15 protein-coding genes and 1 pseudogene are annotated in these 25,371 nt (G+C 43.7%); 8 read left to right on the top strand and 8 right to left on the bottom strand.

What is annotated here, in order from left to right:
• Positions 1 to 251: 251 nt before the first annotated feature.
• Complete coding sequence (locus D1814_RS11570) at positions 252 to 3,407, bottom strand: WD40/YVTN/BNR-like repeat-containing protein (RefSeq protein WP_118492386.1); 3,156 nt, start codon at positions 3,405 to 3,407, stop codon at positions 252 to 254.
• Positions 3,408 to 3,646: 239 nt separating this feature from the next.
• Between D1814_RS11570 and D1814_RS11565 the strand changes: the two genes are divergently transcribed.
• Together D1814_RS11565 and D1814_RS11560 are read left to right on the top strand one after the other, a co-directional pair.
• The gene (locus D1814_RS11565; protein ID WP_118492384.1) at positions 3,647 to 4,204 is read left to right on the top strand and encodes a DUF1439 domain-containing protein; all 558 of its coding nucleotides are present in this window, start codon (positions 3,647 to 3,649) and stop codon (positions 4,202 to 4,204) included.
• Positions 4,205 to 4,317: 113 nt separating this feature from the next.
• Positions 4,318 to 6,021, top strand: a complete 1,704-nt coding sequence (locus tag D1814_RS11560) for a protein adenylyltransferase SelO family protein (RefSeq protein ID WP_118492382.1) — start codon at positions 4,318 to 4,320, stop codon at positions 6,019 to 6,021.
• 26 nt (positions 6,022 to 6,047) lie between these two features.
• Here the strand turns inward: D1814_RS11560 and D1814_RS11555 are convergent, their stop codons facing one another.
• The 6 genes from D1814_RS11555 to D1814_RS11530 all read right to left on the bottom strand — a co-directional run bounded on the left by D1814_RS11555 (position 6,048) and on the right by D1814_RS11530 (position 13,516).
• Positions 6,048 to 7,289, bottom strand: a complete 1,242-nt coding sequence (locus D1814_RS11555) for a M24 family metallopeptidase (RefSeq protein ID WP_118492380.1) — start codon at positions 7,287 to 7,289, stop codon at positions 6,048 to 6,050.
• 138 nt (positions 7,290 to 7,427) lie between these two features.
• On the bottom strand, positions 7,428 to 8,546 hold the full coding sequence (locus D1814_RS11550) for an adenosylhomocysteinase (RefSeq protein WP_025254178.1): 1,119 nt from the start codon (positions 8,544 to 8,546) through the stop codon (positions 7,428 to 7,430).
• Positions 8,547 to 8,656: 110 nt separating this feature from the next.
• Positions 8,657 to 10,903, bottom strand: coding sequence for a polysaccharide lyase 6 family protein (locus tag D1814_RS11545; protein ID WP_118492378.1), 2,247 nt, complete (start codon positions 10,901 to 10,903; stop codon positions 8,657 to 8,659).
• A 49-nt stretch (positions 10,904 to 10,952) separates the two neighbouring features.
• Positions 10,953 to 11,444 (bottom strand): gluconokinase, encoded by a 492-nt coding sequence (locus D1814_RS11540; protein WP_118492376.1) that lies wholly within the window; start codon positions 11,442 to 11,444, stop codon positions 10,953 to 10,955.
• A gap of 9 nt (positions 11,445 to 11,453) precedes the next feature.
• Positions 11,454 to 12,698 carry an Nramp family divalent metal transporter gene (locus D1814_RS11535; protein WP_118492374.1) on the bottom strand — a complete coding sequence of 415 codons (1,245 nt, stop codon included), beginning with the start codon at positions 12,696 to 12,698 and terminating at the stop codon, positions 11,454 to 11,456.
• A gap of 50 nt (positions 12,699 to 12,748) precedes the next feature.
• Entirely contained in the window at positions 12,749 to 13,516 is a 768-nt protein-coding gene (locus tag D1814_RS11530) for an SDR family NAD(P)-dependent oxidoreductase (RefSeq protein ID WP_118492372.1), read from the bottom strand.
• A gap of 505 nt (positions 13,517 to 14,021) precedes the next feature.
• Here D1814_RS11530 and D1814_RS11520 point away from each other — a divergent pair.
• The 3 genes and pseudogenes from D1814_RS11520 to D1814_RS11510 all read left to right on the top strand — a co-directional run bounded on the left by D1814_RS11520 (position 14,022) and on the right by D1814_RS11510 (position 19,206).
• A pseudogene (locus D1814_RS11520) lies at positions 14,022 to 16,950 on the top strand (TonB-dependent receptor).
• A gap of 90 nt (positions 16,951 to 17,040) precedes the next feature.
• Positions 17,041 to 18,132, top strand: coding sequence for a polysaccharide lyase family 7 protein (locus D1814_RS11515; protein WP_118492368.1), 1,092 nt, complete (start codon positions 17,041 to 17,043; stop codon positions 18,130 to 18,132).
• A gap of 42 nt (positions 18,133 to 18,174) precedes the next feature.
• A complete protein-coding gene (locus tag D1814_RS11510; protein ID WP_025254170.1) occupies positions 18,175 to 19,206 on the top strand; it encodes a substrate-binding domain-containing protein in 1,032 nt (343 codons plus the stop codon).
• Here the strand turns inward: D1814_RS11510 and D1814_RS11505 are convergent.
• Positions 19,203 to 20,963 (bottom strand): sensor domain-containing diguanylate cyclase, encoded by a 1,761-nt coding sequence (locus D1814_RS11505; protein WP_118492367.1) that lies wholly within the window; start codon positions 20,961 to 20,963, stop codon positions 19,203 to 19,205. The two genes, D1814_RS11510 and D1814_RS11505, sit on opposite strands and share 4 nt — an antisense overlap.
• A 272-nt stretch (positions 20,964 to 21,235) precedes the next feature.
• Between D1814_RS11505 and D1814_RS11500 the strand changes: the two genes are divergently transcribed.
• From D1814_RS11500 to D1814_RS11490, 3 genes are all read left to right on the top strand, one after another.
• Positions 21,236 to 22,168: an AEC family transporter gene (locus D1814_RS11500; protein WP_118495376.1), complete on the top strand. Its 933-nt coding sequence runs from the start codon at positions 21,236 to 21,238 to the stop codon at positions 22,166 to 22,168.
• Between the two features lie 287 nt (positions 22,169 to 22,455).
• Entirely contained in the window at positions 22,456 to 24,696 is a 2,241-nt protein-coding gene (locus D1814_RS11495; protein WP_183037599.1) for an alginate lyase family protein, read from the top strand.
• A 329-nt stretch (positions 24,697 to 25,025) separates the two neighbouring features.
• Positions 25,026 to 25,304, top strand: a complete 279-nt coding sequence (locus D1814_RS11490) for a hypothetical protein (RefSeq protein ID WP_118492363.1) — start codon at positions 25,026 to 25,028, stop codon at positions 25,302 to 25,304.
• Positions 25,305 to 25,371 lie beyond the last annotated feature (67 nt).

Genomic DNA, 25,371 nt, shown 5'->3' with positions numbered 1-25,371 from the left:
CTGGAATCAAACAAAAGCGAGCCGTCAATGCCTTTAAATCGTGCAATATACCAATTGACACCATGCTTTTTAAGTTAAAGATATCAAGGCTTTACCTTTAAAAAAAAGGTCCAGTATGAGGAAAACGTACAAATGAAAACGGCCTATGAAAAGGCCGTTAAACATTGATAGCTTAATCGAGATAAAAACAAAACATAGTTAACCTCGTATCAAGCATGTAGAGTAAAACACCTATCGAATTGAACGAACAACTACAAACTCTCTAAATCAAACGCGCCTTGCTTTGAAAGCTTTTCGTTCAAGGGTTTGACTTCTTCGCCAAACAAGGTTTCTAGCTGCACTTTATATTGCTGCCACGTTGCCTCTAAGTCTTCTAACCGTTTTAGTGCCCCGGCTTGTGCAGGAGCGCCGGTTCTGTCGAAGTTATCCATCAAGAAACGAACTTGTCTGTCGAGCATATTCGGCCAGTTGATGTCGTCTTCAAAGGTTTGATGTTTAGGCTGAATAACTAACGCTTCCCAGTCGTCGATCGCACTAACAATACGCTCGATTGAAGCTGATACGTCACTTGCCAGCATTATGTTATCTTCAGACACACCGTTTAATTTTGCTCGCACATCACGGGCTTTTTGCAGGTGCGCAAACAAATCATTCAGTAAGGTTTCTGTAGCCTGAATGCTCTTTTCAACCACTTGAAGCTGCGCTTTATCTGCTTCTTCTCTTGGATCTGGAAGCACTTTAAACGCGCGGGTTTGTGCCTGTTCACCTACTGTGATTTTCGCTTTGTAGTCGCCAGGCATAACACGGGCGCCGTTCCAACCACCAAACAGTTTTACGTTCTCTATGCAGTTCAAAGGCTTGCGGCGAAGATCCCATACAAATTCGTTGTAACCCGCTTTTGCTGAGGGGTGTTTAAATTTGATAGGGCTGCGAACGTCTTCGTTACCTTTCGCACACTTCTCAAATGCACTGGATGCAGATGACAATGTACGAACCAGCTCGTTGTCTGCATTAAATATATCAATGCGTAGCGTTTGCTCTTCTTCTAACGCGTCTTTCAGGTAATAGCGGAATGTAGCGCCACGTGTCGGGTTTTTCGCTTGAGGCTGGTCGGTCATGCCGCCGCCAGATAGCAAGCGAATACCATCTATGGGTTCAAACTGAAACAGTGCTTCATCAACAAGCGACTCATGCACTTCACGTAGCGGGCTAATGTCATCCAAGATCCAAAAGCCTCGGCCTTGGGTTGCAATGACTAGGTCATCACCTTTTACCTGCATGTCGGTAATCGCCACAGGCGGCAGGTTTAAATCTAGCTCTTGCCAGTGTTCACCGTCGTCAAAGCTAATAAACATGCCGCTTTCAGTACCCGCGAACAGCATACCTTCGCGCTCTGTATCTTCACGCACTACACGAACAAAAGCATCTTTTGGTAGCCCTTCGTCAATACGCTTCCAGCGCTTGCCGTAGTTGTCGGTTTTGTAAATGTATGGCGTATAGTCATTTAGCTTATAACCTGCTACCGCAACGTAAGCTCTACCTTGTGCATGAGGGCTAAGTTCAATAGCATTTACCTGCGCTTCTTTTTTATGAGGAGTAATATCTTTCCAGTTTTTACCTTCATCACGGGTAATATGAAGCTTACCGTCATCGGCTCCCACCCAAAGCTCGCCTTTGTTAACCGCTGATTCTGCAATATAGAAAACCGTATTGTAGTATTCAGCTCCAGCTTGTTCATTGGTAATCGGCCCGCCGTTTAAGCCTTGCTTTTCAGGCTCGTTACGGGTCAAGTCTGGGCTGATTTCTTGCCAGTTAACACCGCGATCTGTGGTTTTTAAGATCATCTGCGTGCCGTAGTAGACTGTGTCAGGATCGTGCTTTGACACTATCACTGGAGCATTCCAGTTGGTGCGATACTTTTGATCACGCGCGTTTCTACCAAACACATATTCAGGGTAAGGCATAATAGGTCGCGTAAGCCCAGTATCGCGGTTATATTCGGTCAATGTTCCGTTAATAGTAGTGGCATAAATGAGAGTGGGATCGTCAGGGTTAAACGCAATATGCGCACTTTCACCGCCGCCCACAGCAAATTGATCTTCAATTCCTATACCGTCACCCCAGGTTTCAGAAGGCGTTGCCATGGTCGAGTTATCTTGCTGCCCGCCATAAACATAGTAAGGGTTTAAGTTGTCAGTAATAACGCGGTAAAACTGCGCCGTTGGCTGGTTGTAAATGCTCGACCAGGATTCACCACCGTCGAAGGTGACGGTTGCGCCACCGTCGTTAGCGTTTATCATGTTCAAGCTGTTTTCCGGGTTTATCCACATTTCGTGGGTATCACCGTGGGGCAAAGATTTGATTTCGAAGGTTTTACCGCCATCAATGGATTTATGCAGCTGCACATTCATCACATACAGGGTATTTTCGTCGTTAGGGTCAACCTTAATATGATTGTAGTACCACGCGCGGGCTTTAAGAATATTGTCGTCGTTCATTAGCGACCACGACTTACCCGCATCGTCACTGCGATATAAGCCGCCTTCATCAGCCTCGATAATGGCATAGAGGCGCTTAGGGTTAGACGCAGCAATATCAACACCCACTTTACCAATAAGCTTAGGTAACCCTTTTTCTAGCTTGTCCCAGCTTTCGCCGCCGTCTGTTGATTTATAAAGGCCACCACCCTCACCGCCTGACTTAATAAACCAAGGCGTTCTGCCGTGATGCCACATGCTAGCATAGAGAATTCTGGGGTTAGTTGGGTCAATAGCCAAATCTGCCGCGCCCGTATCAGCATTAACTTTTAGTACGTGCTGCCATGTTTTACCGCCATCTGTCGTTTTGAAAATGCCGCGCTCTTCATTTGGCCCCCAAATATTACCCTGCACTGCAGCCCAAGCTATATCAGGGTTGGTGGGATGGATACGAATTTTAGGAATTTGACCGCGTTTATCTAAACCCACCAGCTTCCAGGTTTCACCGCCGTCTGTAGATTTATAAACACCTTTTCCGTGACTAGTAGTTACACCTCGAATAGGACCTTCACCAGTGCCTACATAAATGACGTTAGGGTCTGACGGGGCCACCGCGATAGCGCCAATACTGCCTACTTGAAATGTTTTATCGGATATGGCTGTCCACGATAAACCGGCGTTTTCGGTTTTCCAAACACCGCCACCTGCGGTGCCCATAAAATAAAGGTTGGTATTACCTTCAACCCCAGTAACCGCCACCGAGCGCCCACCGCGATAAGGCCCAATAAAGCGATACTCCATTTTATCGAAAAGTTCGGGGTTAACCGTATCTTCAAGTGCGAATGCAGAATGCGAGAAACTAGAAAGCGCGCTCATGCAAATAGCAAGCGCAGCTACCATTTTCCTAGAAACCAGTTTCTGTGAAACCATAGAAAGTGCCTTGTCGTGTTTTTATTTTTAATAAGAAGAACTTCTTATACTGCTTTGTTACAGGCGTTATGGCAAAAGTTTTTGCTGGTTGTCCGGCGTGCCTTTTTCTTACCTCTTTCACTATTTAATTGTCCATCCGTTGCCTCAGCCCTTACAATGAAGACATTCCGTCGTTACAGCGTAAGTATTGGTGGCTCACGCTGTGTAATTCGATAACTAATCACTTAAGAGACTTTTTTATGAGATTTCTACTTTCTGTGGCCTTCGCTATTACTCTTGCAGGCTGTGCAACCCTTTCTCAATTAGCGGTTTACACCGTTTCTAATGCCGAGTTAGAGCAAGTACTTGATAGTCAAATTGATAACCTACAAAAGAAAACATCGCTGGCTGGTATTCCTCTGTATTTAGATGTGGAAGATATGACGGCAACTATAGGCCCAGATGGTAGAGACGTGGTTCAGTTAGGCGCTATTGCCACCGCCCGAGTTAGTGCATTTGGTTTGAATTACCCTGCAAAAGTAAGCCTTTCATTAGAAGGCACGCCTTATTACGACAGTGAGGAAAAAGCGATATTTGTGCGCTCGTTGTCTCTACTTGATAGCACCATTGATGCAGGCGGCTTTAAAGGTAACTTAGCACCTGTTAGCGGCGAATTCATGCAGCTAATCAACGGTTATTTAGCATCGAACCCGGTTTATCGCTTAGACCCTGCAAACAAAGCGGTAAACGTACTTTCAACCGTGCCTCTACAGCTAACCGTTGAGCAAGGGCAGCTTGCACTTCGACCTAAACGATAATTATTGAATCACCGTACCAAATATCGGGTGTCGAGTGTTTTAAAAATACTAAGGTAGATGAAGCTTCGACGTTAAAGAAGAAACTTTCCGCTCTAATGAAATAGGCAGGCATAGTGACAGAACGTATCAAGACGATAGAAGAATTTGCAAAGCACGTTGATTACTCATTGCTAAATACCCTTACTCCAGACCCGCAGTCGACTAGCGATGGCAATGATCATGACCCGCGCCAAGTCTTCTCAGGTCACTATGTGCCGGTTACTCCGACCCCATTAACTGCACCGACGTACATTGCTCATAGCGAAACGCTATTTGCCGAATTGGGCTTAGACGACAGTCTTGCAACATCTAAAGATTTCACCCAGCTGTTTTCAGGCGACATGTCAGCAGTACCTGCACCTATGAAACCTTTCGGTTGGGCAACTGGCTACGCGCTTTCAATTTATGGTACGGAATACACACAACAGTGCCCGTTTAGAACGGGTAACGGCTACGGTGACGGCCGCGCAATCTCTATCATTGAAGCGGTATTTAACGGCAAGCGTTGGGAAATGCAGTTAAAAGGCGCTGGCCGCACGCCTTATTGCCGAGGTGCAGATGGGCGCGCTGTATTGCGCTCTAGCGTGCGCGAATTTTTGGTGCAAGAGCATATGCACGCGCTTGGTATTCCGACCTCACGCTCGCTAAGCTTGTTTATGTCTGAATCAGACACGGTAGACAGGCCTTGGTATCGCGAAGGCTCTCATTCCTATGAGCCTGAAGTGATGGTAGAAAATATAACGGCCATATCCACCCGCGTCGCCCCATCGTTTTTGCGCGTAGGGCAAATAGAGCTTTTTGCTAGGCGCGCACGCTGTAATGAACACAGCAATGCATTAAATGAGCTAGAAGCCATTGTTAAACACCTTATTGAGCGAGAGTACGCTGGTGAAATAGACACAACCGCGCCATTAGACGAGCAAGTGGTAGCTCTGGCTGAGCTATTTAGAAGCAGGTTAACTGGCCTTGTTTCTAATTGGGTTCGCGTAGGTTATTGCCAAGGCAATTTTAATAGCGACAACTGCGCCGCTGGCGGCTTTACGCTGGATTACGGGCCATTCGGTTTTTGTGAATTTTTTGAAGCAGAATATCAACCTTGGACAGGCGGCGGTCGTCACTTCTCGTTTTTAAACCAGCCCATTGCTGCACAGAAAAACTTTGATATGTTCTGTCGCTCACTGATGACGCTACTTGAAGGCAACAGTGAACAGCTCTCTAAGCTTAACGATATTAACGACGGTTTTTCTGGCGTTATGGAAAGCGCAATGGAAAGCATGTGGGCAACAAAGCTCGGCCTTGCGAGCTACGACCACGACTTGCTTATCAAGCTTCTGCAATTAATGCTGCGCACAGGCGCCGACTACAATATGTTTTTCCGAGAGCTATCTTCGATACCTGAAGATATGGCAGGTTTGACGAAGAGTTTTTACTACTCGCCTAAGGCAGAGGTGTTGACAGAATGGGAAGTATGGCTAAAAACTTGGCGTGAGCGTATTGAAAAGGACGCTGAAGCCCAAGACGATCAAACAAACGCTATAACTGCTATAGCAGAGAACATGCGCCAAGCTAACCCTAAATTCACTTGGCGCGAGTGGCTTATTGTGCCTGCTTATAAAGCTGCCGAGAAAGGTGACTTTACCCAAATTCACGAACTACAGAGTGTACTAACCGCGCCTTATGATGAGCAAACAGAAGAGGTAGAGAATAAGTATTACCAAATGCGCCCACTTGAATTTTTCAGTGCTGGCGGTGTTGCGCACTACAGCTGCTCTTCGTAACAAAGAGCAGCTTCAATTCAGTCTAGTTACAGTGAATCGATAGATTCACTGGGCTCAGTAAACCAGACAGGGCCATCTTCGGTCATATAAAAATGATCTTCTAAACGTATGCCAAACTCGTTCGGCACCACTATCATAGGCTCGTTACTGAAACACATGCCAGATGCCAATGGATGGGGATTGTCTTTGACCAAATACGGCCATTCGTGAATATCCATACCAATACCATGCCCCGTTCGATGAGGTAAGCCTGGCAAATTATAGTCAGGCCCTAAGCCATCTTTCGCTAAGCTATCTCGGGCAGCTTTATCCACATCGCCACAGGGTACACCGACTTCTGCAGCGTTAAATGCAGCAAGCTGCGCACGTTTTTCGCTTTCCCACATTGCGCGTTGTTTATCGGTTGGCTCACCAAAACAATAGGTTCTCGTGATATCAGAGAGGTAACCGTGTACCTTACAACCAGTGTCAATCAATACTAAGTCGTTTTTCTTTAATACTTGTGGGTCTTTAACGCCGTGGGGAAACGAGGTCGCTTTTCCGAAAAGCACAATGCAAAAATAGTTACCGCTGGCGCCTACTTTTTTATGCGCCTCGTTAATAAATGCTTCAACTTCTGTCGTAGTTATGCCCTCATAAAGCATACTGGCAGTGGCTTTGTGCACAGTAAGAGTCATATCCATAGCACGCTGAATGAGCGCTAGTTCATTGTTAGATTTATACATGCGACAGTGCGCAGTTACCTCAGCACCATTGATGATTTGCCATGGTTGTTCCAGCAGTTTATTAAAACCATCTACAATAAAAAACTGCGTAGACTCATCAACACCCAGCTTGCTGCTACCCGCTGTATCCAGCTCGCTCAACATAGAGATGGCAAGCGCGTATGGGCTTTCATGTTCTTGCCAACCGATAATCTCGCCTTCTACTAATTTAAGCTCGTTTAACGAGTCGATTTCAAACGTAGGGGCAAGATATACAATGTCACCTTTTGCAGGCAAAAGCGCACCGACTAAACGTTCGCTGGCGTACCACTGCATGCCTGTGAAATACGCTAAATTAGCACCCGCGTTTAGATATAACGCGCCAATATCATGCTGTTGCATGTAACGCTGGGCTTTGGCGATGCGAGCTTTATGTTCTGAAAGTGAAATGGGACTTAGATCGCCTGCCATGTCGCTAAGGCTATCTAGTGCCTGCTGTGGTGTTTTTGTACCTATTCCCGTACCTATTTTTTCGCCTAGCTGTGTTTCTATCGGAGTGCTCATTAGCCCGCCTTAACTATAGATTTATTAAAACGGGCTCACTGTACAACATTCAATAGGAATGTCGAGATTAGCCAAGGTGGCTAGACCTTTTATACAGTGTACATGAAGATAAACACTTGCTTATTATCCGCTATACTTTTACAGAACACTTTTCCACGCGGCTTCTGGAAGTAAGTACAAACCTTTCTCACTTGTCGCACCTTCATTCACAATAAAGCCAATGCCTGCAGCCATAACGGCTAAGGTTACGTCAAACGCATTGATGCTGTCGCCATAGCCCGCGGTTAAGTTAAACATAGAGCCATCAGCGAGTAGATACAGTGTTTTATCGCCCAGTTTATAGGCATTTACATAAGGCATTGGCTCACTGTGGGTAGCGTTATTTTTTAGGTATGGCACATCAATCTCTTGTGCTACGTGACCCACATTCAAAATAAACGCCCCGTCTTTCATACTGTCTAAATGAGTTGAACTGACTACGCCATAGGCGCCAGTAGCAGTGGCAATAACATCGGCTTGGCTAGCAGCCTCATTTAAATCAACCACTGGCCAACCGTCGTATTTCGCCTGGAGCGCTCTTGCTGGGTCCAGTTCTGCTACTTGGACCTGCGCCCCGTAAGCTTTCGCCGACGCAGCAACGCCCTGCCCCACCAAGCCATAACCAATAACAACCACTACTTTTTCGTGCAGGGTTAGATGGGTAGTTTGGAAGAAGGTTTGCCAAGCGCTTAAGCCCACCATATGCCTATTGTGAAGCCCTTCTTTTACTGGCAAATCATCCCAGTTAAAAATGGGGTAGTTTGGCGCCATACCGTTTAGCCGGTTGATGCCAGAGCCCGTTGCTTCCAAGCCCGATACTATGTTTGGTACTGGCTTATTTACTTTTATATTTTCATGTAGTCGAGTGGTGAGATCCGCACCCATTTCGCATAAATGGGTGGGTTGCCAAGCCAACGCTTTATCAAATGATTCAGACCAGTCAGCGTCGCTCATATCGCGCCACGCATGGGCTGTTGCACCTTTATCCACAAGGTAGGACACCACATCATCTTGTACTGTAGTAGGGTTGCATGTGGTCAAAAAGATATTACAGCCACGTGAAAGCAGCCCCTCTACTAAAGGCGCCATTTTCAAATCTAAATGCATGTTGCAGGCAAGCCTAATATTAGACAGATCAGGAAGTGATGCGATAGCCTTACGAGTACGAGGCATATGCAGGCTGGCCCACGCCAACTCTGCTTGAAAATCTTGGTACATGAAAAGGATACTCTGAGAAAACTAGGAACAGCAATACTACGTCAGGTATCCCGCAATTCACAAGTTGTGATTATAAAAGGGCTTTTTAGATAAAAGCCCTTTTATTGGTTTTATTGGCTTTTTTGGTAGCTAACGTTATCAACGTTATATTCTGTGTTGTTAGCCTTAATTTTAGGCGTATTTATGTGTGATACATTTTCAATGACGGTAATGGGTTCACCGTTAGTTAAGTAAAGCGAAATTGGTGCACTGTCGGTAATAGTCGTATCATCGATATGAAGGTTTTGCACGCCGTGGAAATACATAGAAGCGCCAGTCCTATGGGTTTTACCTTTTCCAACGTTTTTCAGCCTGTTACCTTTTACCGTTACCATAGGGCCAAAAGTGCTTTCATCAAAGCCCCCACGGTACACTGTCACCACTTCTTCTTTTACATCGGTGAAGGTGTTGCCTTCTATCGTAAGGTTCTCAACACTGTAAACGCCGAGATCTTCCGTCTCTTTATTAAGCGAAAGAATGGCGCCTGTGATGTTACTCATGTCAGAATTCGCAATAACTATTTCATCAGCAAATGTACCTGGGTAGGCTTTAAAAAAGTAGAAGTAGCCGTTAATGTTGAGGTCTGTCACTTTTACATTATCGACAAGTAACGAATAGTTGATATTCATTGAAGAACGACTGGTTCTGATAATGCTATTGCCTTTGTAGTCAGGCGAAGCGGCGCCATCAAACCAAAGATTATTTAGGTTCAAAGCTCCACCATTGCGAATAACGATAAAGCTTGGCTTCTCAGAACGGATAACAGGTTTAGCGCCCTGCTTTGCCATCACTGTAACTGGGTGGTTGATATTGGCGAAACGGGTTAGCAAATATTCTCCACCATTTTCCAGCACAAGCGTGTCGCCTGGCATGCTATTTTCGAGGGCATTAGCAAGGGTGTCTATACCTGGACTAACCATAATGTCTTTGCCGCTTCCAAATGCAACTCTACTTTCTTTCTTATCGTAATAAGGTGCACCGACTTCATCTTTCGTAACGGGCAGTTTTATTTCCCCAAATTCGATATCGTCAATTAAGCTTTGCTCAGGTGTCATTAAGCCGTATTCGTTCTTTGTTACTTTATAAGGCGCTTTTGTGAAGCCTTTACCAATTGGGTTTTCAGACGTTTGCGTTAACACATTACCTTTAAAGTTTATGCCTGATACATCATCAAATACCGTAATTGGTGTATCGTTGTACTTTCCCAAAATAATGTTGTTTTGCATCTCAGAGCTTTTCGGTGGAGCGGAACGCTCTTCGTCTGCACCCGCACCTAATTGAATATAGTCGCTATCGATAACGATATTGTTGTTCATAACAGATTCAATCACCGGGTCGTATCGATTCGGCGGTGAATTGGGAACACCGTTCATTATCACAAGCGCACCGCGAAAGCGTCTGCCCGTTAGTCCATATAAGTAATTATTCTTTACGGTTTGGTGTTCGTTAATGATGCGAATTCCCCCCGTATTTGGCTTTCTATTTCCAATAAAGTAGTTATTTTCAACTCGTGTGTAATGCCCGTGACGCATTGTTAATGTGCCCTGCGCTTCATAAAACACGTTGCCTAAAAAGGTATTGCCACTTGATTTGTTAGAGATGATTTCATGTTCACCACTGGTGCGATCAAAATAATTGTACTGCACTAGTGTATTGGCATATTCGCGAGAAAAGTGACTGGTGCCTATACGTAAGGTTTCGCCACCATTAGCACCTAGAACCTGTCTAGGGCCGAAGTAGTTGTACTCTATAACGTGGTGATTCTCTCGACTTTCTTTCGAGTTCATTCTCACCGCAACCGTTACCCCACGGTTACGCTTATTAATAAACGAGTTATGGTCGATACGATTGTGTTTGCCATAAATCGCAAGCCATAAATCTGAAAGCTCACGCTCGGGGTGGCTAAAATCGTCAATAACAACATTCGTTAAGCGAGAATAACTCGCCAACTCTGTAGGCGAGGTTTTAAATGCAATTACCTCACCTGTGGGTGTATACCCCCGAGTAAATACCAGCCCATCAACCACTAGATATTTGCCTGAAAGACTTAAGTTAGACTGGCCGGTGATTATCACCTCTCCCGGCGTTTGTGCCTTTAGGGTTATAGGTTTCCTTTCAGTGCCTTCGCCTTTGAATACAAGTTCAACGTTTGCCCACTCACCGTTAGCAAGGGTAATAGTGTCGCCGGGCTTTGCCGTTTCTACCGTCTGATTAAACTCTTCAATATTAGAAACAAGAGTGGCAAATACTGAGTTACTAAAAAACAGCATCAGCGCCACACCCAGAATATTTAGTTTACTTACCAATATATGATTCATTTTTTAACCTTGTTATTAACAACGCTGACAGCCTTAAATGGTTGAGGCGTTAAACATTTCGATTTATAAATTCAATAGCACTATGAACTACTTCATCTACCGGCATTGCTACATCTATATGCTTTCCATAGTAAGGCAACTGAAAAGTATTTAGCTGTGAACGCAGCAATTTGGGATCGAAAAAGTGGTCGTTACGAGAAGAAAGCCTTGAAGCCAACAAAGCTTCACTGCCAGTAAGCACTATCCAATGAATAGGCAAAGTTTTATTCGCGCTTAGTATATTGCGGTAAGCTTCTTTGAGTGCCGAACACGCCAGCACCGCCCCCTCTGCTTTATCATGTTCACTAAGTAAATCGGAAAGCGCTTCTAACCAAGGAATTCGGTCTTCGTCATTAAGCGCTTTTCCCCGCTGCATTTTGTCTATATTCGCTTTAGAGTGAAAATCATCGCCGTCGAAAAACGGAAGTGAGTAATTGTCGGCAAGTGCTTTACCGACAGTAGACTTACCTGTACCTGACACGCCTGCAACTAGAATCAACATACAAAAATCCTATACTTGCTCAAAAAGCGCTACTACACCATTCGCTGAAATGACGACCGCGAAAATAAATGCCATCACTAACAGGGTATTAAGCAACTTACCTGGCGCGTGGTTTTTCATTAATACTTTTTTGTTAGCCAGGATTAAGATCCCCAAAGTCACTAAGGGCAGTACGAACACATTAAATACCTGAGAAAGTATTTGCCCTTTTATCGGGTTAAAACCGAAAACAGGAATAATAAGCGCCACCAAGCACGCAATTCCGGTTATCACTTTGAACTGTGTTGACTTGGTATCTAGCTTTCCTGAGCGATAATCTGCAATAAGAAGGGGAGCTATCAACAAACAAGGGAATACAGAGGAAAGCCCTGCCGCTAGGGTACCGAAAAAGAACACAGTCAGTGCCGTTTTTCCCGCTATAGGCTCCAGAGCATTTACCATGTCTAATACATGAGTAATCTTTTTCCCTTCGTGAAACAGTGCACCATGGGCAACCGCCATGACCGATGCACTAATGATGAACACCAAAATAGCAGCAACAATTGCATCTTTCTTTTGTTGACCCTGATTAGCCATGCCCCACCCTTTTCCTTGAATAAACAAGGGGCGAGATAAAAACGTGGCAGCGGCCATTGTCGTGCCAACGAACGCCGCTACCATCATCTTTCCGCCCGGCACATCGGGTATTGAAGGAACAAACCCAGCAACGACCTCGGCAGGAAGCGGGCGCACCACAATGAGTGAGAATACGAAAGAAAGCCCCATGCACGATACAAACATCACCAGTATTTTTTCAAAAAGAGAATACCTTCCGATAAGCATAATGGCGTACATAATGCCGATGACTGACACAGCTATGCCCAATACCAACTCGTATTTGTATTGATTAAGCGAGGGAGAATAAAGCGCAAGCATCTCAAATATGATATTTGAAGATATGCCGAGGATACCCATTAGTGAGTTCCATTGACCAAATGTCACACCAACTATAATTAAGATAGCGATAATACGCCCAAACTTGAGATGCTTTTTAAACGCGTAAAGTGCTGTTTCGCCAGTGACTATGGCGTAATTACCATAGGCATATATGAGCGCTCCTGAAAACAAACAACTTAGAAACAAAACCCACAATAGCGACATTCCGTAAGTGCTACCTGCCACTATCATAGATGTAACGCTACCAGTTCCTATGGTGTAACCTATTGCAAAGAACGCCGGCCCGAATGCCATTAGCTTTTTGAGAATCGGCAACATTGTATACCTCTTTTTATAATTTATTCGGCACGCATAAAGCTTAGACAGGCTTACGCCATGTATACACCACCGTTAATGTCTAAGGTGGCGCCTGTAATAAACCCATTGTATTCCGATGCCAAAAAGGCCACGGCGCGAGCCACATCTCGCGGATTTCCTGCACGTTTCAAAGGTATTTCACTAATGGTTTTATTCGCTGATTCGTCGGTGGTGTGGGTTGAATGAAAGCGCGTTCCCAATATAAGACCAGGTGTAACCGCATTTACCCGGATACCATCACCCGCAAGTTCAGAGGCCAATGAACGAGTGAACGTGAGTACCGCTCCTTTGGACGTTGAATACGCAAGCGAGCCGCCATGCCCCCCTTTTCTTCCCGCCAGAGATGATAAATTCACTATCGATGCACCATCTTTTGCAGATTTTAAAAGGGGTAAAAGAACACGGCTAACCATCATGGTTGAGGTGACATTTACCGCCATTACTTTTTCCCAGAACGCATTGTCTATATCATCTAGCGTATGGCGCTCTACGAGATCTCCGGTGTTATTTACCAAAATATCTAAAGAAGGCGTTAAACCCAGGATGGTTTTAGCAAACTCATTCACTGTTTCTTCTTTTGTTAAATCGGCTTGAACAGGGATTATTTCTCCAACTCCCGAATCCAACACCTCTTTTTGCAACTCTTTTACCGCGTCTTCGGAACGATAGTAATGCACAATTACTGTTGCCCCCTGGGCTGCTAACTCAGAAGAAATGGCCCCACCAATTCCGCTAGCGCCGCCAGTAACTAATGCTTTCTTACCCGATAAAGAATTCACATTGACTCCTTATTTATCATTGAAAACCTACTTGATAAACCGTTTTAGTATAGATTCAAATTAACACAGCGAAATGCCATGTCAACAAAATGACAACACATAGGCAACACTAAAAAAACATAAAAAAACGGCAGGTGAAAGACGAATATACATAAAATTCATATACTTAAAAATGAAAAAGATTTATGAACAAATAATTAATATTGTTAGACTTTTGGATAAATCCATTAAGTTTGATGCTTTTATAACTGTCAAAAAAATACAAATAAATATTAAAACTAGACATTTAGTAAAGAAAACTAACGTGGAAACGAAAATAAAACGCGCTAAAAACAAAAATAATGTTGACTAAACCCACCTCAAATGTAACTTTATTGTAAATATCCTGCAAAGCGGGATTTTTTAAAAACAAGAACTAAACCGGTTTAGTTAAATAAAACTTCACATGAAATTTTAATTCGGGGTTTGTGAGGTATTAAGCGGACCAGCTTTTCGGAGAAGCGAAATGAACAAGAAATTATCTAAACTCACCCTTGCCATTTTATCTGCCACAAGTGTTGGCTTCACGTCAGCGAGTGTTGCTCAAGAAGCGCAAGAGCCAGAGAAAGCCAGCGATGTAGAGGTTATTGAAGTACGAGGCATTGCCAGCAGTATTGCAGAGTCAGCCCGTCTTAAGCGATACGATTCTCGTATAGTTGACGCTATCGTTGCAGAAGATATTGGTAAACTGCCTGATAACAATATTGCCGAAGCCCTACAGCGTATTACTGGCGTTTCAATAAGCCGTGAATTTGGCGTAGGTGAATCTGTCACTATACGAGGTATCTCGCAAAACCGAGTAGAGTTGAATGGACGCTCTACTTCAGGCAGCGGGCGTGGTGGAATAAGTTTAGCTGATTTCCCTTCAAGCTTTCTAAAAACCGTTGAAGTTGTGAAGTCTCCCACGCCAGAAATGATAGAGGGCGCTCTGGGCGGCACCATTAATATGACAACGGTTAGGGCCGTTAGAGCTTTCTGAGCCCTTAATTGCCTTTACGCTTGACGGCGAATATGCGGATAAAGCAGAGAACTGGGCGCCGGTTTTTTCTGGTGCTGCTGGTACCAACTGGGATTTGGGTGATGCCGGTACTTTTGGGGCTTCGGTGTTCATGTCTTATCAAGATCGAACACTAAGAAGAGATGAATTTTTTAATCTTGTAACGCCTACTGAGTTAGATTTAGATGGTGATGGAACAAGTGATCAAGCCAATACACCTAGTGGAAATTACCTTGTTCGCAGCCAAAACACAGTAGAGCAAAAAACAGAGCAGCGAGAACGAACCGCTTATGGCGTTTCGTTGCAGTGGGCGCCTAAAGATACTGATGCATTTGTTTATCTAGACATTAACACCACCGAACTTGATGGAGGACAAGAGGCTTACTCTGTTCTCAACGACAGCAAAGATTATGGTGACTTAATACTTGATGATGCTTACGACGATGCGCAGGGTCAGCTGGAAAACTTTGGCTCAGGCAGCGTATTTGTTCAGCCGAAAACCTGGGCTGACTTCACAACGAACGAGTCAACATCTAACGCATTAGGCGGTGAATGGTTTATTACCGATAAGCTTAAGATATCCGGAGAAATTGCCTATACTAAGTCTGAGAGCTTGCGTACAAAATCCGAATTTAACCTTCGCCCTATATCCCGCTCTCAATATGAAGAAGATGGAACAATTACCGAACATCTTTTTACCATTACCATGCTTGGTGACGGTGACCAAGTCCCAGGAATCGCTTTTTCCGACCCAGATGCGTTATTAGATCCAAATAACCTCGCAATTAGGCAGTTTACGCACCAACGCTACTATGAAGAAAATGAAGAAACGGCTATTCGCTTCGATGCTGAGTACTTAGAACCCTTTTCAAGCTTAAGTTTTTTAACCAAGGTTAAAGCTGGCGTTCGTACCACAGACCGAGACTATGAACTGGACCGCTTTGATCTTAGGAATAATGGAAGCGAGCTAAAGAACCTGCAAACCAGTGTTTCTTATGATGGCGTTGTTACCCCTACATGGGTCGATGAATTCAATGAAGCGTTTGGTGGATTTAAAGAAATTAACCACAGTAATTCCTTCGACCAAAGCGGGATTGCCGGCAACAATGCACTTACCCACTATTATGTTTATGACGGGGCAGCGCTAGCGTACGATATTGACGGCACCTATGCCCGAGTTCAGCAAATGCTGGAAGGCAGTAACATGGAGCTAACGGGCTCGTTAGCTGACAACATGGTAAGAAACACGGGTTCTTACGCGCAGATTAACGAAGAAACTCAAGCCCTATATGCGCAGTTTCATTTAGACTTTGACGCTCTAACTGCTGTGGTAGGTGCGCGTTATGTTAAAACTGACTTAACCTCTAACACCTTTGACCAAAGCGGCGAGTACGACTATTCAGATTTTCTACCAAGCTTAAACGTCACGTACACGCTCACCGACGATACAATACTGCGATTCGCTGCGGCTAAAGTAATGAGGCGACCTGAGTTTGGAGAATTAAGCCCAGCACTTAGCGTTGATAATTCACTCGTAACCGGCACGCAAGGCTCTTATCAGCTAGACCCGTATCGAGTGACCCAGTACGACTTCTCTGCTGAACACTACTTTGGCGAAGGTGGTATGGTATCAGCTGCTATTTTTTATAAAGACGTAGAATCATTCACCGTCGCGAGCAGCTCTTGTGTAGCAGATCCAGACACAGTAGAGGGGCAGAATGTTACTGAATACGTCAATGTATGCCTACTCGACACGGCTGGTGTTAGCCAAGCTGATGTGAATTATGTCACGGGCGATCAAGACCTTGCCTACGTTGAAGCCCAACGTGATGCAGGACTCACTGGCATTGTTATCGATACTGACGTAAACGGCGGGAGTGGTGAAGTTGCGGGGGTAGAACTTGCCTATCAACAACAGTTCAGCTTTTTACCTGGCATGTGGTCTGGGCTTGGCATAAGCACGAACTATACGTATGCAGACAGTGAACAGCCTGATGGCAACCCCTTATTGGATATTTCTAATCACACTTTCAATGGTCAAATTTATTGGGAACACGGGGGCTTCCAAGTTCGTTTAGCCTATAACTGGCGTGACAAATATCTAGACTCACAGGACGAAAAACGGGTTCGTCCAGTTGGCGCGCTAGCCACAGGTATTTACAATAGAACTAACCCCGATGAGCCGTTCTTTGACCCAACACTTGGCAACAATTATCGCGATGCACGGGGTCAATTTGACTTCTCCGCAAGTTATGACGTGAACGAGAACATCACCTTGGTCGCCAATGCGGTAAACCTTACGGCTGAACCCTACATCCAAGTTTCTGAACTGGATAGCATTTGGCTTTACAGCGAATCTGATCGTCGCTTTACCCTTGGAGTGCGCGGGCGCTGGTAAGAAGCGTACCGCCTCTCTTAATGGCGCTGTAGTGTGCTGCAGCGCTATTTTCTCTACCCCAATCTATAACAAATTCCCTAGGTTAATTCTATGAAAACAAGAACGCCATTGGTTGCGGCTAACATCCTAATTGCCTTCACTATTGTAGGATGCAACGGCAAATCAGAACCTGAAGAAAAAGGCACTTCCATCCAAGTACCCGGTGATAAATTCGATTTGAGTGGGTGGAATATCATGCTTCCTGTTGATGAAGACGGTGATGGAGCAGCAGATCGGGTTAAAAACAACGCACTCAAATACTATCAGCACGAAACGTTCTTTTACTTAGATGCAGACAACAATATGGTATTTGTTGCTCCTAACAAAGGCTTTACATCGCCCACATCAACAAACACGCGTAGTGAACTTAGACAAGTTTATACAAGCGAAAATGGGCAAGTACCTAGTTATGAAAGCCCTCGTAATTACTTCGCGTTATCCTCCACGCCGAATAACGAAAACTTTGCTGCTGTAGGCGGGCGAATGCAGGCCTCACTTAAAGTTAATCACGTGTCGTTAAATGCAAAGTATGCCGACAAACCACCCGCTTATTCCGTGGTAGTGGGTCAGATTCATGCTGCAAAATTAAATGATGAAAAAACGGAAGACGCTGGCTTTGGCTGGGGTAATGAGCCTCTTAAAATTTACTACAAAAAGTACCCTAACCACGAAACGGGAACTGTTTTTTGGAACTACGAAAGAAACCTTCCTGAAAGCCATCCAGAGCGCATCGACATTGCTTACCCGGTATGGGGAGATGGCTGGAACAATAACACCGATCCAGGCAGTGACGGCATAGCCTTAGGTGAATCGTTTAGCTACGAGATTAATGTTTATGGCGATACCATGTACCTTACCTTTTCTGCTGCAAATCACCCCACGGTGAAGCATCAAATAAATCTTGCAGATAATGTAGATGCTTCTGGAAATATTGATGAGCATGACGACCCTATTGGATATAAAAACGACTGGTTGTTTTTCAAGGTTGGTGCGTATAACCAATGCAGCACAAAGGATGCGCCAACGTTTCGCTATCCAGCTTGCCCCGGTACAGGTAATTGGGACGTAGATAAAAAAGCAGGTAACTATACCAGTGTTTCATTTTCTTCTTTACAATTGGGTGACGCGGTAGCACCTAAGTAATGCGGAAAACCATTTGATACGTAAGCAGTTAGAGAACATTAAATGAATAAAACCAAAGTAAGACTTGTAGACGTTGCGACAAAAGCCGGCGTTTCAAAAAGTACCGCATCTCAATTTTTAAATGGACGCTTCGACTTCATGTCGTTAGATACCCGCTTACGATTGCAAAAAGCAGTCGAGGAATTAAATTATGTACCTAACAATATTGCGCGCAGTTTAAAAACCAATAAAACTCGTACATTGGGGGTTATTGTTCGCGATATCGCGAGTTATTACACAAGCCAAGCAATACGAGGCATGGACGATTATTGTAAAAAGCATGGCTACGACCTATTTATTTATAACTCTGACTTCGACCCCGCAACTGAGAAGAGTGCGCTAACTACGCTATGCCAGCTTAATGTAGACGGCGTTATTATTGCCTCGTGTGGCAACAACGCGAAGTTAATCGAAGATATTTCTAAAAATACTGTGCCAGTAGTTCAGTTTCAGCTTGAGCACGACGACTGCGATACGGGTATTGTTGTTGCTGATTACAAACGCGCATCATTTGAAGCCACAGAGTATCTCATCGAATTAGGGCATAAAGATATTTGCTTTGTCACCCAGCAGTTTGAAACGGTAAAGTCACGCCAAGAAAAATATCAAGGATTTGTAGATGCTCATAACAAGCACAACCTGCCGGTTAAGGAAGAACTGATCCTTCATTGGAGCAGAACTGAGGGCTTAGCCGCTTCTCCTGTAGAGCTTCTTAAATCAGATCTGTCGCCCACTGCTTTTTTCACTCAGCAAATTGCTATCACTGTTGATGTGCTAAAGGCGTTAGAGCAAGCAAATATTAATATTCCCGATGACGTTTCGTTGTTAGGTTTTGAAGAAATTCCTATGGCAGAGTTTTTCAGGGTTCCCGTAACAGTAGTAAGACAACAACCTTACGAAATAGGTAGTGAAGCTGCGAGTATGTTGCTGAACAAGATTAAAAGCGGAAAAGCCTTCAACACCCGTACTTTAGTGCCCTGCGAGCTAGTACTCAGGGAATCTTGCTCAACGGCGAAAGGCATAGCAAAGTTTTAAGGAGTGGATGTTTCCACTCCTTCGTTCCATAACACCACCCTGTTTCGTCCGTTCGCTTTTGCTAAATACAAGGCTTGGTCTGATTCTTTAATTAGAACGTTGATATCCTCTTCGCCCGGAGAGGTGCCTGCCACACCAATACTTACTGTCACTCGCAGCAGCTTATTGATATCGTGAGTAAATAGATGCATGCGTAAGTTCTCGGCTATTTGTTTAGCGTACTGAACACGCGTATTAGGTAAAAAGACTAAAAATTCTTCTCCGCCCCAGCGAAAAGTAATGTCAGAGCCTCTGACCTGCCCTTTAATTTCTTCTGCGACTTTTTGCAGCACCTTATCTCCCATGTCATGACCATACTTATCGTTAACTTTTTTAAACCAGTCGATATCAATAAGCATAACTGACATAAATTTATTGCTGCGCTTTCCGAGCTCCCAAATCGGGTACACCAAATCTTCAAAAGCGCGCCTGTTATAAAGAGAGGTTAGTGGGTCGAGCCTTGCGTCGCGCTCAGCATTTTTTCGTGCTTGCTGCACTTGCTTGTAGTTAAACGCCAGTGAAATAGACAGTAGAGACATTTCCAGTACCATGCCAATTTCAATTCCTCTGAATGCCCATTTTGAATAGGGAATAAGCCCCCAGGTGGCTAAACTCGACACCATTGCGCCCCCCGTTCCGCACAAAATAGCGGGGAGGAAAAACTTGGCAAGGGCATCGCCATTACGATAGGCAAATATGCCAATAAACAACATCCAAACCGCAATCGATGTCAGTACCACTAATTGAGACATTACCGCAAAAGAGCGGCTGCCCACCAACACGATTATCACCGCAAGAGCTACTAGTGCGCTATAAATATACTTCCTAATCCGATAAAGCCTAGGTAAGTAAAGTTGGGTATTGAGAAACTCAATGGTGAACCTGACCGCACTGAATAGATACAAAAACATAAACAGTGGCATGAGCCACTGCTGAAGGAATACTGACTCTGACCAAACCCACCAAAAACCGTGGCCTGTGTAGGTAAAATTAAAGACCAGAAACGACAAAAGATATAGTGAATAAAGCAGGTAGCGCCGTTCTCTGAGGTAAAAATATAAAACTAGGTTGTATACCAGTAGAATGACAAGCGCACCGTATAAAGCGCCATAAAAATATGCATTTTCCGTAGACTTGTCTTTTGCCGCGCCGGAAGGTCCGACATAAATGGGAATAGTCATTGGGTCTTGGGAAGCAAACCGAAATATCACTAACGTATCTGGCTGGGTAAACCGATAGAAAAGTGATGGCATACGAGCATCTTCAAAACGAGTACTATGCGCTTGACTGTCACCAAGCTTAACATGATGTTTTCTTTGACCGCTTTCAAAGAAATAGATGTCGATTTCATCTAGCCACGCATTATCTACCTCTATCTTGAGAGGAAGGAATGGAACTGTTACTAGGCTGTGTTCAGTAGCGCGACTAGCAAAACCACTATAATTATTTTGATCAATTTCTAACACGCCCCAGATGGTGTTACTCGTAAACCCATAACTAACCCGCCCGTCAGTATTTTTAACTAAATCATTCTGCTTATATTTGTCAAAAATAGCGTCGGCAGATAACGTACTACCGTCTTCTAAGTACATCCAAAGCTTGTGATTAACCAACTCCATCTTACTTTCTGGCGCAGCTTCTTGCGCGTGAGCGTTAGAAAAACCGCCCCACAGGCTATGTACTATCACTAGGCCAGCGAAGAAAAGAAATGCTCTCATACATCAGTTCTTTCTAATTGGGGTTTAGATACAGGATCGGCTATGGAAAAGGTCAACCCTTGCTAACATTAATATTAACTTACGCTTATCAACAAGGATTGTGAATAAGTTTATTGACTGGAGGACAATGTAACCGCTTTTTCTTTGTAAACTGTATATTTATTTTATGCATAGGAGTAGAAGCTTGGCATACTATGACTCTTTCTGCCTATTTACAAAGCAGCAACCTACTGCTTTTTTCGCAAATATATTCAAAGGCGTTAGTTCTTTTTATGCTTAGCTTTATTACTAGTACTCTTATTCCTGTATTGATCCTTCTTTTGATGGGTTGGCTTTTTTTCCGAATCAAGTGGCTTAATGAAGGGTTTATTGAAGCTGGTTCTAAACTCGTATTTAACGTTGCGCTTCCCGCTCTACTGTTCTTATCAATCGCGCGGGCTGACTTTTCTAAAGCCGCTAATCTATCTCTCATAAGCGTGGGAGTGATGGGGACGCTCTTTGTTTTTGCCGCACTGATGTGTATATCTCATCTAACTGTACACCCTTATAAAGCCAGAGGTGTGGTCGTTCAGGGTGGCTTTAGGGCCAACATGGGTATTATCGGCTTAGCCTATTGCGCTAACACCTATGGGCAAGAGGGTCTAGCGGTAGCATCTGTCTACATGGGGTGCATTACCATTTTATTTAACATTCTGTCGGTCTTTGTTCTTAACTTTTATCAAGGTACGTCGCGATCGCTAATGGGACAAGTTACCGGCATGGCGAAAAACCCGTTAATCTTATCTATCGCTGCCGCTCTGCCCTTCTCATACTTTGAATGGCAGCTCCCGGATACAGTCGTTAAAACAGGAGAATATTTCGCTCAACTTACCCTGCCACTTGCACTTATATGTACCGGCGCCTCACTTCAGTTCCGCTCGTTTTCCAGTGACTGGTTTAATATTGTGCTTAGTACAACTAGCAAATGCGTGGTTTACCCAACTATATTGGTCGCTCTTGCCTATGCTTTCGGTTTTAAAGGAATGGAGCTTGGCATTGTTTTACTTCTCGCAATTTCACCCACGGCGGCGGCAAGCTATGTAATGGTTAGAAACTTAGGTGGTGATTACCGCTTAGCGGCAAGCATTATCGCAGTCAGCACATTAGTGTCTTTACCGATTACCGCCCTGGCCTTTGGAATATTGAGCAAATTACAGCTGGTGTAGTACATACGCTCTATAACTATTTCCTTAGTTCTGTTTTGGCGAAGTGTTTTTCGCAACTTTTAAGGTGAATAGAAACAGAGCGCCTAAATCCCAGTATAAAATGGAAATCTATCTTACCAATTAAATCAATAAATTTACCAAAACATGCAATTGGTCTACCCATTCTCTTTCCACTTCTGTTATTGTGTTTATTACAAATTGTCATTTTTAAATAACAACATTTTTACCCTACATCCGTTGTTGCCTGTTTTCATCAATGGCTATTTGATAACAAGGAAATAAATACAATGAACATTAAGAAATTTAGCCTTACCATGCTAGCTGTTGGTATCAGCTTGTCGTCTTTTGCTAGCGAAGCAAAAGGTCACCCTAACCTTATTCTTACCGAACCTGGCGTAGAAAGAATGAGAGACAACTTGGGTGAAGTTCCTCTGTTTGATAAAAGTTTGGCGACCGTTAAGCAAGAAGTAGACGCCGAAATTGCGATGGGTATTGATACGCCCATCCCAAAGGATTTCTCAGGTGGCTACACCCACCAACGCCATAAACAAAACTTCTTTATTGCGCAAAAAGCGGGCGTACTTTATCAAGTATTAGAAGATGAAAAGTACGCAAAATATATTCGTGACATGCTGTTTCAATATGAAGCCATGTACAAAGATTTACCCCTTCATCCTCAAGAGCGCTCGTACTCTAGGGGTAAATTGTTCTGGCAATGCTTAAACGACAGTAACTGGCTGGTTTACATGAGCCAAGCTTATGATGCCATCTACGACTACTTATCTGCTGATGAGCGCAAAACGCTTGAGGACAATCTATTCCGTCCGTTTGCCGATTTCATTTCATTAGAAAATCCACAATTTTTTAACCGCGTTCACAACCACAGCACCTGGGGCATTGCTGCCGTAGGCATGATTGGCCTTGTTATGAACGATGAAGAGCTTATACAACGTGCGCTTTATGGTATTGAAGACGACGGCTTAGAAGTAGGCGGTAAAGACAACGATGGCGGCACTATTAAAGTAGAAGGTCAGCGTAAGGGCTTTTTTGCTAATTTAGAAGAGCCCTTCTCTCCAGATGGCTACTATACCGAAGGCCCTTACTATCAGCGCTATGCAATGTATCCGTTCCTAATACTTGCGCTGGCGATGGAAAACAATCGTCCAGACTTAAAAGTGCTACAGCATAAAGACAATGTGTTGTTAAAAGGTATCGATGCACTTCTTAACCTTTCTGACGCAGATGGCGAATTCTTCCCGCTTAACGATGCTCAAAAGGGCATGTCTTATAAGAAAGCTTCATTAGTAACCGCAGTAGACCTCGCCTACTTTTACGGAGAGAAAGATCCTCGCTTGTTAAGCGTGGTAGAAAAGCAAGGACAAGTACTTCTTCAAGAATCGGGTCTTGAAGCCGCTATTGATATTCGAGATGGCAAAGCGGTTCCCTTTGTAAAGTCTTCCGTCAATTTAAGTGATGGACCTAACGGTGACCAAGGAGGCGTAGGGATTTTGCGTTATGGCAATGAAGACCTAACGCTTGTGTTTAAGTATGCAGCGCAGGGTTTAAGTCACGGTCACTACGATAAGTTATCCTTCTCTTTGTACGAAAAAGGTGAGGAAGTCTTGCAGGATTATGGCCTAGCTCGCTTTGTGAATATAGGTCAAAAAGGCGGTGGTAACTATTTAAAAGAAAATACCACGTGGGCTAAGACAACTATTGCGCATAATACTCTATCAATAAATGGCAAAAAGCATTTTGATGGTGAGTACGACATTGCTAGTCAGCATCACTCAGAACTTTTTACTTTTGACGCAGAAGATGACAACGTAAAAGTGGTTAGTGCAACGGAAGAAAATGCTTACCCAGGAAACTTAATGCACCGTACCATGGCCGTGATCAAAGACGAGAACTTTGAAAAGCCGTTTGTACTAGATATTTTGCGGGTTGACGCTGATAAGAAAAATCAATACGACCTGCCCTTCTATTACATGGGACAGATTATTGATAAGAACTTCGCCCATGAGTCGCCTACCACATTATCACCATTTGGTAATGAAAATGGCTATCAACATTTATTTGTAGAGGGCAAAGGTAACGCAAATGAAGGCAATACTAAGTTCCAATGGCTTCAGCATGGAAAATACTACACGCTGACTACAGTTACTAAAGCAGACGACCAGATATACTTAACTCGTATTGGCGCAAACGATCCAGAATTCAACCTGCGTCGCGATGCAGCTATTACGCTTAGGCGAAATGATACCCAGGATACGGTGTTTGTTTCTGTAGTAGAACCACATGGTTCTTACAGTCCGGTGAGCGAATCGTCGATAAACTCAAGAAGCAGCGTTGCCGATCTTAGCATTGTACTTGATAACGAAGACTATACTGGCGTGAATATTACCGATGTAAAAGGTAATACTCAGTTGTTTATCATCGCTAATCGTAATAACGATAAGAATGCTGATCACGAAGTTAAAATTGATGGTGAAAACTATCGCTGGGTTGGGCCTTATTTTTATAAGTAACATGCCTGACCAACTACTTGCTAGTTAACGTAAAACGAAAAGCCTCAACTGAGGCTTTTTTTACCACTTTGTTTTTTATTTAATAAATAGGCTATTCAACTTTTTAACTGTAGATAAATACAACAATCCACAGATTAACTAAGGGAAAAAATAAAAAAGAAAGATTCCGTATTTATATACATAGCTTTTAGATACTAGGTGTAGGTTATTGATGAAAATGTACTTCCGTGCGAAAGTAAGAAAATTAAAAATGTGATATACGGAAATTATCCACCTTGCATAAAGGATTTTTTCCGCACACTAAGTTGTTAAGTGCCAAGTGGACAGTTATGAATCCAGTCTCTTTTTTAGAAAAGCTTCGCGAACAATATATTGCTACTGAAGATGACGACTTGCTTTTCACCAACAAAGAATGTGCTCTTGGTAGCACTATTTATCGGTTGAATTGCTGGAAGGATTTTCATGGCAAAGATAGCGTTGTTGTTTTTGAGCTAAAGGAAAAAGGGTGGCTAATCTCTACGAGTACCTGTTTAGGCATTCGATACTCCGAACCACAAGACATCTTGCTTTTAAGTGAACAGCAATTGTGGGACATAGGTATTCCCTAGCATGGCACCTAACAAAAAAATTAAGTTCGCCCCTTATCTAAAAGTTAGGCATTTATAAGGAAATAAA

The sequence above is a fragment of the Alteromonas sp. BL110 genome (assembly GCF_003443615.1).
GTDB lineage: Bacteria > Pseudomonadota > Gammaproteobacteria > Enterobacterales > Alteromonadaceae > Alteromonas.
This window is presented reverse-complemented; position numbering and strand designations above follow the sequence as displayed.